Origin of the sequence: Enterobacter sp. BNK-14 (genome assembly GCF_047456095.1) — a bacterium.
Lineage (GTDB): Bacteria > Pseudomonadota > Gammaproteobacteria > Enterobacterales > Enterobacteriaceae > Enterobacter > Enterobacter kobei.
Map to the genome: position 1 here is coordinate 699,876 of NZ_CP179897.1, position 13,562 is coordinate 713,437.

16 protein-coding genes are annotated in these 13,562 nt (G+C 52.8%); 4 read left to right on the forward strand and 12 right to left on the reverse strand.

What is annotated here, in order from left to right; genetic code table 11:
• Positions 1-53: 53 nt before the first annotated feature.
• From ACMGGM_RS03385 to ACMGGM_RS03395, 3 genes are read right to left on the reverse strand one after another with little or no spacing between them, the layout of a single operon-like run.
• Positions 54-809, reverse strand: coding sequence for a terminase endonuclease subunit (locus tag ACMGGM_RS03385; RefSeq protein ID WP_414149112.1), 756 nt, complete (start codon positions 807-809; stop codon positions 54-56).
• Positions 810-812: 3 nt separating this feature from the next.
• A complete protein-coding gene (locus ACMGGM_RS03390) occupies positions 813-1,880 on the reverse strand; it encodes a phage major capsid protein, P2 family (protein WP_253161878.1) in 1,068 nt (355 codons plus the stop codon).
• 55 nt (positions 1,881-1,935) lie between these two features.
• Positions 1,936-2,790, reverse strand: a complete 855-nt coding sequence (locus ACMGGM_RS03395; RefSeq protein ID WP_253161877.1) for a GPO family capsid scaffolding protein — start codon at positions 2,788-2,790, stop codon at positions 1,936-1,938.
• A 166-nt stretch (positions 2,791-2,956) separates the two neighbouring features.
• Here ACMGGM_RS03395 and ACMGGM_RS03400 point away from each other — a divergent pair, with 166 nt between their 5' ends.
• Together ACMGGM_RS03400 and ACMGGM_RS03405 are read left to right on the forward strand one after the other, a co-directional pair.
• The gene (locus ACMGGM_RS03400; protein WP_414149113.1) at positions 2,957-4,726 is read left to right on the forward strand and encodes a terminase ATPase subunit family protein; all 1,770 of its coding nucleotides are present in this window, start codon (positions 2,957-2,959) and stop codon (positions 4,724-4,726) included.
• Position 4,727: 1 nt separating this feature from the next.
• Positions 4,728-5,753: a phage portal protein gene (locus ACMGGM_RS03405; RefSeq protein ID WP_414149114.1), complete on the forward strand. Its 1,026-nt coding sequence runs from the start codon at positions 4,728-4,730 to the stop codon at positions 5,751-5,753.
• A 368-nt stretch (positions 5,754-6,121) separates the two neighbouring features.
• Here ACMGGM_RS03405 and ACMGGM_RS03410 read toward each other — a convergent pair whose 3' ends face one another.
• From ACMGGM_RS03410 to ACMGGM_RS03440, 7 genes are all read right to left on the reverse strand, one after another.
• Positions 6,122-6,676, reverse strand: coding sequence for a hypothetical protein (locus ACMGGM_RS03410; RefSeq protein ID WP_032609409.1), 555 nt, complete (start codon positions 6,674-6,676; stop codon positions 6,122-6,124).
• 147 nt (positions 6,677-6,823) lie between these two features.
• Complete coding sequence (locus ACMGGM_RS03415) at positions 6,824-7,108, reverse strand: hypothetical protein (protein ID WP_032609411.1); 285 nt, start codon at positions 7,106-7,108, stop codon at positions 6,824-6,826.
• Entirely contained in the window at positions 7,105-9,402 is a 2,298-nt protein-coding gene (locus tag ACMGGM_RS03420) for a replication endonuclease (RefSeq protein WP_414149173.1), read from the reverse strand. The genes ACMGGM_RS03415 and ACMGGM_RS03420 overlap by 4 nt, the downstream gene beginning before the upstream one ends.
• A gap of 1 nt (position 9,403) precedes the next feature.
• On the reverse strand, positions 9,404-9,667 hold the full coding sequence (locus ACMGGM_RS03425; RefSeq protein WP_414149115.1) for a DUF5405 family protein: 264 nt from the start codon (positions 9,665-9,667) through the stop codon (positions 9,404-9,406).
• A gap of 31 nt (positions 9,668-9,698) precedes the next feature.
• On the reverse strand, positions 9,699-9,908 hold the full coding sequence (locus tag ACMGGM_RS03430; protein ID WP_414149116.1) for a DUF2732 family protein: 210 nt from the start codon (positions 9,906-9,908) through the stop codon (positions 9,699-9,701).
• A gap of 66 nt (positions 9,909-9,974) precedes the next feature.
• Positions 9,975-10,475, reverse strand: coding sequence for a replication protein B (locus ACMGGM_RS03435; RefSeq protein WP_414149117.1), 501 nt, complete (start codon positions 10,473-10,475; stop codon positions 9,975-9,977).
• A gap of 166 nt (positions 10,476-10,641) precedes the next feature.
• Positions 10,642-10,917, reverse strand: coding sequence for a regulatory phage cox family protein (locus ACMGGM_RS03440; protein WP_032658818.1), 276 nt, complete (start codon positions 10,915-10,917; stop codon positions 10,642-10,644).
• A 135-nt stretch (positions 10,918-11,052) separates the two neighbouring features.
• On the opposite strand from ACMGGM_RS03440, the gene ACMGGM_RS03445 reads away from it, so the two are divergent.
• Positions 11,053-11,349 (forward strand): helix-turn-helix domain-containing protein, encoded by a 297-nt coding sequence (locus tag ACMGGM_RS03445; protein ID WP_000613396.1) that lies wholly within the window; start codon positions 11,053-11,055, stop codon positions 11,347-11,349.
• 96 nt (positions 11,350-11,445) lie between these two features.
• Positions 11,446-12,456 carry a tyrosine-type recombinase/integrase gene (locus ACMGGM_RS03450; protein WP_414149118.1) on the forward strand — a complete coding sequence of 337 codons (1,011 nt, stop codon included), beginning with the start codon at positions 11,446-11,448 and terminating at the stop codon, positions 12,454-12,456.
• 110 nt (positions 12,457-12,566) lie between these two features.
• Here the strand turns inward: ACMGGM_RS03450 and leuE are convergent, their stop codons facing one another.
• Complete coding sequence (gene leuE / locus ACMGGM_RS03455) at positions 12,567-13,202, reverse strand: leucine efflux protein LeuE (protein WP_014884157.1); 636 nt, start codon at positions 13,200-13,202, stop codon at positions 12,567-12,569.
• 106 nt (positions 13,203-13,308) lie between these two features.
• Positions 13,309-13,482, reverse strand: coding sequence for a YciY family protein (locus ACMGGM_RS03460; protein ID WP_017384232.1), 174 nt, complete (start codon positions 13,480-13,482; stop codon positions 13,309-13,311).
• Positions 13,483-13,562: the final 80 nt, after the last annotated feature.

A 13,562-nucleotide genomic window follows, 5' to 3' on the forward strand; every position in this document is an offset into this window, starting at 1 on the left:
GGTAAGGAATACCCGCATTGAACGGCGTGCCGCCCGGCTCGGGGAGCGCTCGGTTAACCTGCGGCTTTTACCGCCTTTGGTGGACGCCCGTGCCGTGCCGCCGGTTTAGCGGCAGGTTTGCGCGTGCGCGGTTTAGTCTTTTGGGTTTTCGGGGCGGGTTCAGGTTTTGGCCTGAGCTGGCGCACTAACTGCTCGATATCCTTTTTCACCCCGATAGTGCTTTCTAACTGGATCGCACGCTGCAGGTGCGCCAGCGCCTCGGGTAATTGCTTCGCCTCACGCAGCACGTAGCCGGTGATTTTGTGCAGCTTCGCACGCACGATATCGGGCATATCCGCGCGCTCCGTCAGCGCAATGGTGTCGAGCAGGTTTGCCAGTTCGACCGGCTGTTTTGCAGCGAGCAGGCGCTGCGCGGCGAGCGTGACCTCTTCGGCCAGCAGGCACGGCGTCGGACGGCGACCGACCGGCATGGTGAGGCCGTAGGTCATGGCGTAACGGGCTATCTCCAGCGCCCCGGCGATATCGTCAGCATCGAGACGCCACAGCATGACCGTCATGACGATGTCATCCTGCGCCCCTTTACCACTGTCGAGGACGCCAGCCACCCACGGCAGATAGAACGGCAGCAGCTCGCGTTTTTTCGCGGCTTTACGCTCTTTTGAACTGATTTGTTTCAGCGTGCGGTTGTCTGCGGCCAGCTTAACGAGCATCTGCTCATAGGCAGTTGCATTACGCAGCGGGACTGCAGCCCGCTGCGCAGTTTCAGAGGCCGAGACCCGCATCATGTGACGCGCTGCGGGACTCGTCATGGCTTACTCTCCGCTTTCCGGTGCTGCAGGTGCGGTGAAGTCACCGAGCGTGATATTTTCAATCAGACACCCGGCGGCGTAAGCCTCGACCACATAGTCGATATTCATTGACTCGTAGTTTTCGACGCGGTCTTTTTTCGGTTCTTCGATGATGGCGCGGCGGTGTGCGTCATCCATGAAGTAAATCGACAGGTTGTCGAGGCGCGTCACCATCAGGGCATTAGCCGGGAAATACGGCACGCGCACGGCTGGCAGGTTGCCGATTCGCTTCTGGCTGATGATGATGTCAGCGGCCAGCGACTCGGTGTTTGCCTGCTCCTGATTAACGATAGGGAAATATTTATCCGCCATCAGCTTACGCCCGGTGATGACAACCAGCTCCGGGTCGTCCTGATAAATCTCGTCAATCAGATTGCCGGTGGCATCCATGACCAGCGCGTCGAGGTTCGCATAGTCGCCGTTTTTACCCACGCGGATCACTTCAGAAATCACCGCCCCTTCCTCGTCGGTGATTTTGGACATCACGCGCGCTGGCGCTTCATTGCGGTACTTCTGCAGCCAGCCGGTCGCCACGTCTTGCAGCATCGGATTCTTTTTGCGGTCGGACGTCGCCGCGCGCTCGATGCCGTTGAATCCGGCCATGATGAAATCGAGCGACTGGCGCTTGATAATCGCGTCACGAATGCGGGTCTGGAAGTCCTGGAATCGCGCCCACAGGTCGAGCTGTTTGTAGCGGATATGGAAGTCAAAGTTAATCTGCGCGCACTCGTATTTATTGGATTCCAGCGCCGTGAAATCAGCGGTCTTACGTTCATCATCACCGGCAGTGTCGGCAGTGCTGGCAATCGTACCGTTAACGCCCACCCCGACCTTTTCGCCTTTCAGCTCGTCGACCGGCACGATGTTGATTTTGTTCAGAAACGCGGATGACATCTGCAGCGTGGTCATCAGGGTTTGCGTGACCGACGGCTCGACGGTGAATTTCTTCGCCACGTCATCGGCGGAAACGCCGTTCAACTCCGCAACGCGGGACAGGTAGGCATTGAATTTGAAGCGGGTATCTTTACGCATGGTTATTCCTGTTCGGGTAATAGGTATCTGGCCGGGCTGCACGCCCGGCGGGTTATCAGCAGTTGGTCAGCAGCTCGTCGCCGGTACCGCCTTTTGAAAGCTCGCGGCGCGGCTGGCGCTGGCTTTCGGTGCAGTCGAGGGAGCTTTTCAGTGAGGTAAACGCCTGCGCGTTTTCATCGACTTTGCTGGTCACGTCCTGCTTAAGCTGCGCAAAAGCGGTCTCCAGCTCGGTGATGCGCTGGTCGGTGGCAGTGAGGTTGGTTTGCACCAGCTCGGTGACGGTGGTGACAGCCTCATGCACATCGGCGAGACGTGCATCATCGCTGACCTGTTTGCGGCTGAAGATGGCCTTAACCTTGTCGGTCAGGCTGTTGAGCATGGTGTCGGGAACGTCCTCAAATTCCAGTTCAGCCAGTGAGGCGACAGAAAAAACGTCGTCTGGCTGGTCTTTTTTACCGGCGAGCGGGTTCTGCGTGGCGCGGCTGCAGAATTCGAGGTATTCCGTGCCGAGGCTTGCCGGGTCATCGGTGACGGCAAGGCCAACGAGGTAACATTTACCGCTGTTGGCAAAGTTCGGGCGGATCTCCATCGAGGTGTAAACCTTCTGACCGGCTTTCACCATGCTGACCAGCTCGTCGAGCGGCTGAATTTTGCCAAACAGCGCTTTTTTGCCATCGAGCGCAGATCCATCGCTGATAATCTCCGCCTTAAGCTCGGTCACATCGCCATAACGTTTAAACTGGCTGTCAGGCATCAACCCCCGGATATGTTCGAGGTTAATGCGGCAGCCGTAGACGCGCGGGTCGAACATGTCGGCCATATCCTGAATATCATCGCCGCTGATGACGCGGCCGTCGCAGGTGTCACCCTCGACGCCGATGCGAAACCATTTAGAAACTTTCTTTGCCATTGTTCAGGTGTCCTGATGTTGGGTTTTCGGGTCGGGGTTAGTTTCCCGACTCTGACCCGTATCAGCCACCGCTTACGATCTGATTAGATCTGACACAACAGGCACTTAGCGCGAATACCCCCCTATTTCCTTAGCCTTGCCACGTCACACCAAAAACGAGGCAAGCATGACCTTTTCAACTGATCTTTCACTGTTAAATGACCCGCGACGACAGGCGCGGCTGTTGTACTGGCAGGGGTTCGCCGTACCGCAAATCTGCGACATGCTGCAGCTCAAGCGCCCGACCGTGCAGAGCTGGAAACAGCGGGATGGATGGGAAGAAACCGCGCCGATTAACCGCGTGGAATCGACATTAGAGGCGCGGCTTATCCAGCTCTACGCTAAGCCAGACCTGACCGCGCATGACTTCAAAGTCGCGGATTTTTTGTCGCGCCAGATGGAGCGGCTCGCGCGCATTAACCGCTACGGCCAGACCGGAAACGAGGTGGATTTAAACCCCAATATCGCCAGCCGTAATAAAGGGGATCGCAAAAAGCCGAAACGCAATTTCTTCAGTGATGAAGCGATTGAAAAGCTGGAAGAGATTTTCTTCGACCAGTCGTTTGACTATCAGCTCCGCTGGCATAAAGCGGGATTAGAGCACCGCATCCGCCACATCCTGAAATCCCGCCAGATTGGCGCGACGTTCTACTTTGCGCGCGAGTCACTCCTGCGCGCGCTTAAGACCGGGCAAAACCAGATATTTTTGTCGGCCAGTAAAACGCAGGCTTACGTGTTCCGTAAGTACATCATCGCCTTTGCCCGTCTGGTTGATGTCGATCTGTCAGGCGACCCGATCGTCATTGGCAACAATGGCGCTGAGCTGATTTTTCTCGGGACCAATTCCAACACTGCGCAGAGTCACAACGGGGATTTGTACGTCGATGAAATTTTCTGGATACCCAATTTCCAGAAGCTGCGCAAAGTCGCCTCGGGCATGGCCTCGCAGTCGCACCTGCGCACCACCTATTTTTCGACCCCGTCGACGCTGGCGCACGGCGCTTACCCGTTCTGGTCAGGCGAGCTGTTTAACCGTGGCCGCAGCAACCGCTACGAACGTGTCGACATCGATATCAGTCATCAGGCGCTTGCCGGTGGAATGCTGTGCGGTGATGGACAATGGCGGCAGATTGTCACCATTGAGGACGCGCTCGCCGGTGGCTGCACCCTGTTTAACCTCAACCAGCTTAAGCAGGAAAACAGCGCGGATGACTTCCGTAACCTGTTTATGTGCGAGTTTGTCGACGATAAGGCGTCGGTATTCCCGTTCGAGGAGCTGCAGCGCTGCATGGTCGATGCGATGGAAGAATGGGAGGACTTCGAGCCGTTCGCCGACCGTCCGTTTAACTGGCGACCGGTCTGGATTGGCTATGACCCGTCACACACCGGCGACAGCGCCGGGTGCGCGGTACTAGCTCCGCCGCTGGTTGCCGGTGGCAAGTTCCGCATCCTTGAGCGTCACCAGTGGAAAGGCATGGACTTTGCCGCGCAGGCCGAGGCCATCCGGGCGCTGACCGAGAAATACACCGTCGACTATATCGGCATTGATGCGACAGGCATCGGCCAGGGTGTCTATCAGCTCGTGCGCTCATTCTTCCCGGCAGCGCGTGCCATCCGCTACACGCCGGAAATGAAAACCGCGATGGTGCTGAAAGCAAAAGACACCATCAGGCGCGGGTGTCTGGAATATGACGCCGGTGCAACCGACATCACTCAATCATTTATGGCTATCCGCAAAACCATGACCAGCAGTGGCCGCAGCGCCACCTATGAAGCCAGCCGCAGTGAGGAAGCCAGCCACGCGGATATCGCGTGGGCGACCATGCACGCCCTGTTAAACGAGCCGCTTTCAGCCGGTAGCGGTATGCAATCAAGCTCAATTCTGGACATTAACTAAGATGAAAAAACGTCAAAAGAAACAGACAAAGCAGACCAACATGACCGCCAGCGCACCGCAGAAAATCGAGGCGTTCACCTTTGGCGAACCGTCACCCGTTCTGGATCGCCGCGACATACTCGACTATGTCGAGTGCATCAATAACGGAAAATGGTACGAGCCGCCGGTCAACTTCTCCGGGCTGGCGAAAAGCCTGCGCGCCGCCGTGCACCACAGCTCTCCGATTTACGTAAAGCGCAACATCCTGACGAGTACCTATATCCCGCACCCGTTGCTGTCACGTCAGGATTTCAGCCGCCTTGTGCTCGATTATCTGGTCTTTGCCAACGGCTATCTCGAAAAGCGCATGAGCGTCACCGGCCAGCTCCTGAAGTTGGAAACCTCACCGGCCAAATATACCCGCCGTGGCGTCGAGGATGGCGTTTACTGGTACGTGTCTGACTTCACACACCCGCACCAGTTTGCGCCCGGCTCGGTATGTCATTTGCTGGAGCCCGATATCAATCAGGAGCTCTACGGGATGCCCGAATACCTGAGCGCGCTCAATTCAGCCTGGCTGAATGAATCCGCCACGCTGTTTCGTCGCAAGTATTACCAGAACGGCGCGCACGCGGGTTACATCATGTACGTGACCGACGCGGCGCAGAGCAGCACTGACGTTGAGTCGCTGCGCTCCGCGATGCGGGATTCGAAAGGGCTCGGGAATTTCAAAAACCTTTTCTTCTATGCCCCGAACGGAAAACCGGACGGCATCAAGATCGTGCCGCTGAGTGAAGTCGCTACAAAGGATGATTTTTTTAACATCAAGAAGGTGAGCGCCGCCGACCTGCTCGACGCGCATCGCGTGCCGTTCCAGCTCATGGGCGGCAAGCCTGAAAATCTCGGCTCGATGGGCGATATCGAGAAGGTGGCGCGGGTGTTTGTGCGTAATGAGCTGACGCCGCTGCAGGAGCGTTTCAAAGAGATTAATGATTGGTTAGAAATGGAGGTGATCCGCTTTAAGGATTACGGCATCGAGACCGACTAAACTCCGCCCAAAATGCCGCCTCAGGGCGGCATCACCTCAGAGCGAGCCAGACGCCGCACACGTGACGCAACTGCGCCAAGACCTCATAAGCCGACCGCACCCAACAACGCGCCACCACGACGCACGCAGACGCGTAAAATAAATCCTGTCACCACGCCCGGCGCGCAGTGCTATCCCCGCCTCGCCTGCCCGCTTGATGTATCTCTTTTCATGCAGGTGCAACGGGAGAGCCGACCCGCGCCAGCGCTGGCGCTAAATGCTATTAATAAATATCCTAATCGCATGCAATCTAATGCACCTGATTCATGCGCAGCTATCTTTGACACTAACAGTGAAAAGCTGGCCCCAAAAAGGCCAGCTAAAACTCATTATTCCCCGCTACTTTCTGCTTTGAGATCATCATCAACTTGTTGCTGTATAAATCCGATGGTGCTCATTTTATTATTTTTTCCATGCAAAAAATCAGCCTGAGCCTTTAGGACTTTTTGGATTTCTTTTTGTATCGAATCGAAGAAGACATTCAATTCACGCCCGTCATCATCACGCGATACCTTAAATGTTGAGTCCGAGCCCAAGAGACCTACAGTATGAGAACTATCAATGTTGCGGAGGAACTTGATCCCGATTTGCAAAGGAAGTTGAGGGTGCATATTTTTCTGCTCGTAAATTGTAAGCCTAATCCCCATACACCAGTAGCCATCATCGCCAAGATGTGTTGCGCCGAAAGGGCTGTATGTTGAATTGACCTTTTCCTCACCCACTAAAGGTATCAACCTGAATGCGGGTGAGCTGTGGTCTATCCCCAAATATGATAGATATTGTGCAACTAGCCAGCCTGAAAAACTAATTGCATCCTCCCTTACAGATGAATATTCAGACCTAAAGTTTTTGTATGCCGCGCATAGTTCATCGAATTTTGACATCATTACACCTTTAAATGCTCATAAATTACATACTAATTAATGACTTATAAAGTCATGCTCTTGTCAGCCTGAGCTAATCCTATATCTAAATAATTCGTCCCGTAAATGCAAAATGTCAAAGCGAGCAATTTTTTTGCAGATATCTGATTAATAACGTTGTTCAACACCACCGGCACTGAAAGCAAGTTTCAGCACCGGTGGCGTTGCTATCGTTGGTGTACTGTTAAGGGCTGCGTAGAGAATGCGCACTTCCCCATTCGGGGACGGCGTGGGACACATTTCAACTTCATAACGTTCAGGTAATTTCACCTCCCGCGCCTGCAGTTCTGCTATGCGCTTCTCTGCTTCATCAGCCTTAACAACGTGCACATGGCCGTGTCCTGGGTCTTGTGTGCTACCGAATGCCATCGGATGGATGTAATAAGTTTTCATAAAGCCCACTCCTTTTTAGTTGAATTTCCCGGCCACTCATCAGCAACCGGATATCTGAATTTTTTATCGCCATAAATCACCATTGCCCCACGAGTCAGCGCATCGAGCTCCCACCGTTCCGGGGAAATGCCCTCCTGAGCTAAATCGAAACGAATTTTTGCGACGCGATCCCTTTCGGGTTTTGTCATCCTGGCTGATGGCGCTTGCTCGCTGGTTTTGAGCGGCGCATTGCTTCTTTGCTGCCGATTTTTGCGCGGTGCGCCAGCTTTTAACGCCCTGTTAAGCACCTTCACGACGTCCGGCTCATTCCAGCCGATAACCCCGCGCTCAATCAGATTTAACACCGCTGCGGCTTGCTCAGACGGTGTGGGTGTCATAACTGGATCGCCAGCGGCGGTGAGCTTTCCACAGTTATTGACAGGACTCCGAGGCGCGGCAGAGCCGCTTTTTAAGGTCAAAGGCTCAACGGCCAAAACCTTTGGAACGATTCGCCATTCGGCTGTACGGGTTACATGGACACGGTCAGCCCCGAGATGAGGGGCATAAATCCCGACCACCCTCTCGATATCTTCCTCGTACTCGTTGACCTCATCCGTCACCTTACGGGCGACCCTGACGGCCTGAGCATCACGCGGCATGTTTGCCCCACCCTGCGCGATGATGTACCGCTCAAAATCCCCTTCATCTGCAGCAGCACGCGCGGCCTCGACCCTGTCGTCAAATTCGCTCGCGATACTCACTCCGCGCGGCAGCTTGCGCAGTTCGCGGTAAGCGCCCATCGTCGGGAGGCCAATCGGTTTAAACTGCGGGATGCGCCATGTAGACGCCCATGCGGTGACGGCTGCGGCCGTATCTTTCAGGGGCTTGCCGGTGTCGTGGTCGAGCTGGCCGTCAAGTGCGTAGCCGTCGATATTTTTGGCAATGTATTTAGCGATATAACCCGCCGCGCCGCCCTGATTAAGATGACGGGACTCAAAGCGCTGTTTTGCCGCGCCCTTTTCGTGTCCGTCCTCTTTGAGGGCATAACGACGCATGATTTCGTTGATGGCTTTACGCTGACAGGGTTTGCAAAACAGCATCATGTGCCAGTGTGGCGTGCCGTCGTGGTGCGGTTCGACAACGCGCATCCCGTACACTTCCAAATCGTTATCCTTGAAAGCGGTACGCATCAGGCTCCAGATTCGGCAGAGATAGCGCTGGCCGTCTTTTGGCGTAAATGCGGTGTCGTTCCAGCCGTGATTGAGCTGCACTGTTTTGCTTTCGCCTTTGCCGACCTGTCGGGTCGGATGGTATTTCGAGGGTGTGGTCAGGGTGATAAACATCCCCACATCACCGGCGCTGGCCGCGTAGCGCTCAATCCCGGCGATGGTATTCATCAGATCCATACGACGTATTTCAGGGTTAGAAATACTCCCCATAACCTTGCTGATGAGGTCGATACGTTCACCGGTGACTTTGTTTTCCAGCTCGCAGGATTTGAGGTATTCGAGATTAGCCAGGCGGCGCGTGTGAACATCGCGGATCGCTATTTTGCTTGCGTAAGGTGAACGGTCTTTGTTGACCTCACCTGCTGCGATGAGCAGCGCCTCGCGCCAGCGCATCCTCTGCGCCTTGAGCTGGTTAACCCACCACTCATCCTTGATCAGACGTGAAATAGCGGAAAATGCCATGCGGATCGTCATCTGACCCTTACGGTATTTTTTCCAGTACATCGGGGTGATGTTAAATGCGCGAGCAACCCCGGCCACTTGCCCGTATAGGTGCGACTGAGCTTCATCGGTGAAAAGTGTCTCTTTCCCGCCGTGAGCATCCCCCCAGGCGTCGCTTAACTCCTCGTATTTGCTCCAGAGCTGAGAGGCAATTCTGGCCGCAAATTTCCTGAGCTCTTTGTCATTCATATCTGGTAAGCGCGCATACTGGTCGCGCTCGGACAGAAAACCAATCGAGGCGGATTCATTCATCCCGCACAGCTCATTAACACGCTCAAGACGCGGCAGCAGCTTGCGCTCAAACGTGTTTTTAAGGAAATACAGCCCACCCAAAGGGCTCTTTTTACGGCGGATGAAGTTATAACGCGATGTATACAGCGTTTGCAGGAAAAACGGCAGACGGCCAATACGGTTTAAAACACCTTGCACCTGACGGAGTTCGGCACGTGTAAGGGGTCTGTCGCGGCCAATAGCCTTTTCGTTGACGTTATTCCAGGGATAAGCACCAACGAATGAATCACTGGTGCCCTTCAAAAATGGTGGTGGTGGCGAGGGGGCAATACGCCCCCGAGATTCGATGGACATACTATTTAAAGGCGTCCAGACATTGCTTCCCCATGCGTTCAATCCGAGCTTCCAGAGCTGTGAAGCCAGTAAGATCGCTGGTCAAAAGATCATGCAATACCAGGCCTGAGATAAGCTTAGGGATAGTTGGGTAGTAACCCACAACGTCCAGCCATTCCTTACCTTCATTCTTCCCGGATGTAGTGGTCTTTTTTTCCTGCAAAATGAATTGATAGCGGTCACTGGTGATGACGTATTGGTTATTAATCTCGATGCGTATGCTCATTCTGGCTTCCTTTTAAAAGTGGTTTGCCTGCTCAATCGAAAATTGAGTTGTGCAAATTTGCCGACTCTTGACCTAATAACTCGATAATCTCGGTACGATTGAGCTCAGACTTGCTGATATGCGCGATAAGCCCGTCAAATCGAGATGAGAATCGTGTCACGAGGTCGCGCTGTGCTTCGTTTACTGCCTGCTCCAGAAGAGCGGAAAACATGCCACTTGGAGCTGTATTTTGTTTTTGCATTTGCCTATCTCCGGACAAAGGGAGTCCCCACGCTGTAAGGCGCGTAATAAAACGAATCCAGATTAATTAATGTAAATACTGCTCAGGTTTTACCGAGGTTAAAATGGTTGGTGCGTACTCAAATAGGCTAAACAGTTCTCGCAAAGCGCGGAAAAGTTTGTCGCGCCAATAACAGCCCTCTTCATTCAAACGCCAGTGCGGCATCATAAATTCCTGCTCGGTCAGTCCCGCATGAAGAAACAGTGTTCGCCTTTGGCTAACGGTTAGGCGACTGATGAAAGTTGCTTTCGACACGCCAAGTTGGCGGTGCCGGGCGAATGCATTTCTCAATTCATCAAGCGCACAAACAAGACGCTCACGATCGGCTTCAGCCATTTCCTCTAAGCGCATCACAGAGTGACGCTGTTTTAATTGAGCGTGGAAACAAACCGTAAGACGCTCCCGCTCCATCATCTGATTGTAAAAATCACAAGTGTCCTGCCAGCGAGGCTGAGCCAGATACTTGCAGACCAGACCGCGGAGCGCTGTTGGTTGTTTCTGGATCACATCAAGTGTCATTACTGTCATAACCACAGCCCTCTCTTTTTGACCAAGCGACGAAGCTTCTCGATTACACCCGTCTTACGGGTTCGGATGATGATGCCCTTGCGTCCGCGACCGTGTGTGATAGTGAAGTTGATTGGATTAGGGCTTTCTCTTCGAAGCAGCTGTGCGATACAGCGAGGTTCATTCTTCATACTGGCTCCCCTAATCCGAGCCACATCAACCAACCATCTCTAATTTCCTTCGGGCGGCTGTCATAGGCCATCTTCATGCCCTTGTTCCACGCTGGCAGATAAACCCAATATTCCCCTGCGCGCCCACTCGTTGACTGTGGATCAGTCATCTCGACTACAGGCAGCTTGCCCTTCTCAATCATGCCTTTAACGGCTGCAGGTGTTTTACCAATAAGGCGCGCGAATTCCTGGTATGGAACTGCGTCGCTCACACTATCAATGACCCTATTCATTTGTGAGTATTCCTCGTTAGTGTTTTAATTGCTCCTAATGGCTATTAATTGCCATATTGGAGCCATTGGTTTGCGATAACGAATTTAAGATTACTCCGTTATCGTTTTTCTATCAATAGTGGAGTGTTAATTACGATGATACCCGTAAATGAAAAGCTAGCGATCATGCGTGAGTCAGAACGTATGAATAGGAAGGAATTCAGTGACTTAACAGGCGTTCCATACAGCTCTCTTTCGAGTTACGAAAAGGGTGTAAAAGATATGGGCATACAGGCGGTGATGAAGATTTTGAATCATCCTCAGTTCAAAAAATACACGATGTGGTTCATGACAGAGACGATATCACCTGAAGCTGGGCAGATTGCACCGGCTCTCGCGCACTTTGGGCAGCAGACAACAACGTCACCCCACTCAGACCAGAAAACTGGCTAACCATTTACGGCGTTTTTTTGTGCAATAAATGCACAGTGAGTTTTTGCTATCTAAATCAGGAAATTGAAGTACGCAGTAACATCATCGGGAGGCTTTATGTCTGTTAAAAAGCTCGATGATGGTCGATATGAAGTGGACATTAGACCGGCTGGGCGTAACGGAAAACGCATCCGTCGGAAGTTCGACAAGAAAAGCGAGGCGATGGCTTTTGAAAAGCATACTCAATATAACCATCACTCAAAGGAATGGCTTTCAAAACCCACGGACAAACGCCAACTGTCAGAACTGAAAGAGTTATGGTGGAAGCTGAAAGGTAAACACGAGGAACACGGTCAATCGTATCTAAGGAAAATTGAGCGTTTCGAAACGATGACCGGTAACCCATGCGCTTTCCAGATCACCAAGAGCCTGATAACGCAATATTGTGCTCAACGCCGGGCTGAAGGTATTAAGCCAACTACCATCAACCGCGACCTGATTACATTAGGTGGGATGTTTACTACCCTGATTGAGTCAGAAATGTATAACGGCGAGCATCCGTTTAGGGGGTTCAAAAAACTGAAAGAGCAGACTGCCGAAACAGGCTATCTCACTCTTGAGGAAATTGACGCCTTACTGGCAGCGCTATCAGGAGATAATCGTAAAATTGCCGTCTTGTGTCTGAGTACCGGGGCAAGATGGGGTGAGGCTGCAAGGCTAAAAGCGGAGAACGTGATTCATAACCGGGTGTCTTTCGTTAAGACGAAAACCAACACACCGCGCACGGTCCCGATCTCTGATGACGTTGCAGCTTACGTAGTCGGCAAAGCACGAGGCTTTCTGTTTCCTGATGCCAGTTATGCTGAATTCAGGCGAATCCTCAAAGAAGTTAAGCCCGACTTACCGGCGGGGCAAGCAACACATGCGTTACGACACTCTTTCGCCACGCACTTTATGATTAACGGGGGCAACATCATCACACTGCAGAGGATCTTAGGTCATACGAAGATAGCGCAGACGATGGTCTATGCGCACTTCGCTCCTCAGTACCTGCAGGATGCGATTTCGCTTAACCCGTTGAAGGGTGCAAATGGTTGTCAGAATGTCCACAATGTGTCCACACCCTAGCCGCTTTTTATGGCTTTTGACTGCTAGTAGTAAAACGTGAAGCCTTGTCTGGCGCGGCTTCCCAGCTACGCCAGACATTAAAAAGGCTCCCTCAGGAGCCTTTCTTCACATCAATGCAGTGACGCTAACCGCGCCGCAAATCCGACAAACAGCAGCCCTATCAGCCCGTTCCCCAGCTTTGCCAGTTTCTTTTTGGTTTTCAAATAACGCGTGACAAACGCACCGGAGAAGATCAGGAAGCTCATATACATAAAGCTAATCAACTCAAGCGTGGTGGCGAGGATCAGAAAAGAGGTCCCGGTATTTTGTGCATTCACGTCAATAAACTGCACAAAGAACGAAACGTAGAACAGAATCGCTTTTGGATTCGTCAGGCTCAGTACCAGGGCACGTTTCATGATCATACTGGCAGGTTCAGTTCCGCTCTCATGAGCATGATTCTGACGGTTAATCACCGACCAGAGCATTTTGCCGCCCAGCCAGAGTAAATAGAAAGCACCCAGATAGCGTACGATATTAAACAGTACAGGCGTGGTCTGGATTAAAGCCGCGACACCGGCCCAGGCGAGAAACATCAGAACCGCATCGCCGATAAACACACCTGTGGCGGCAAGATATCCTTTTTTAACGCCGTGACCGATCCCGGTCTTCAGCACAAACAGGGTATTCGGGCCCGGCACCAGCACAATAAAAAATGCGCCAACAACATACGTCCAGAAATTCAGTACGCCAAACTCCGCAAACACCTCTCCCTCCTTTTGCTAAACATCACCGGAATATCGCAGCAATAACGATATTCTCTAAATAAGACACTATAAAATCAGCGGGCACCTTGCGGTGCCCTCAGGGTTTTCAGATATCCTGGACGGCGAACAGCAACGCGTTGCGGTGCCTGTTCAATCCACATTTTCTGATGGCGTGGATACGCATATTGCGGCGGGATTGTGCTTCCAGCCAACGAGCCTTACGACGACTCACCTGTCGCAACATGCGCCAGCGCCCTACTTCTGTTCTACTGCGCTTCATGTCTACAACTCTTTCTCAAACAGAGCCGCCATTATAAACCCAACCCGGCAGCAAACCAGCGCTTTTACCTGGCGTTTTTA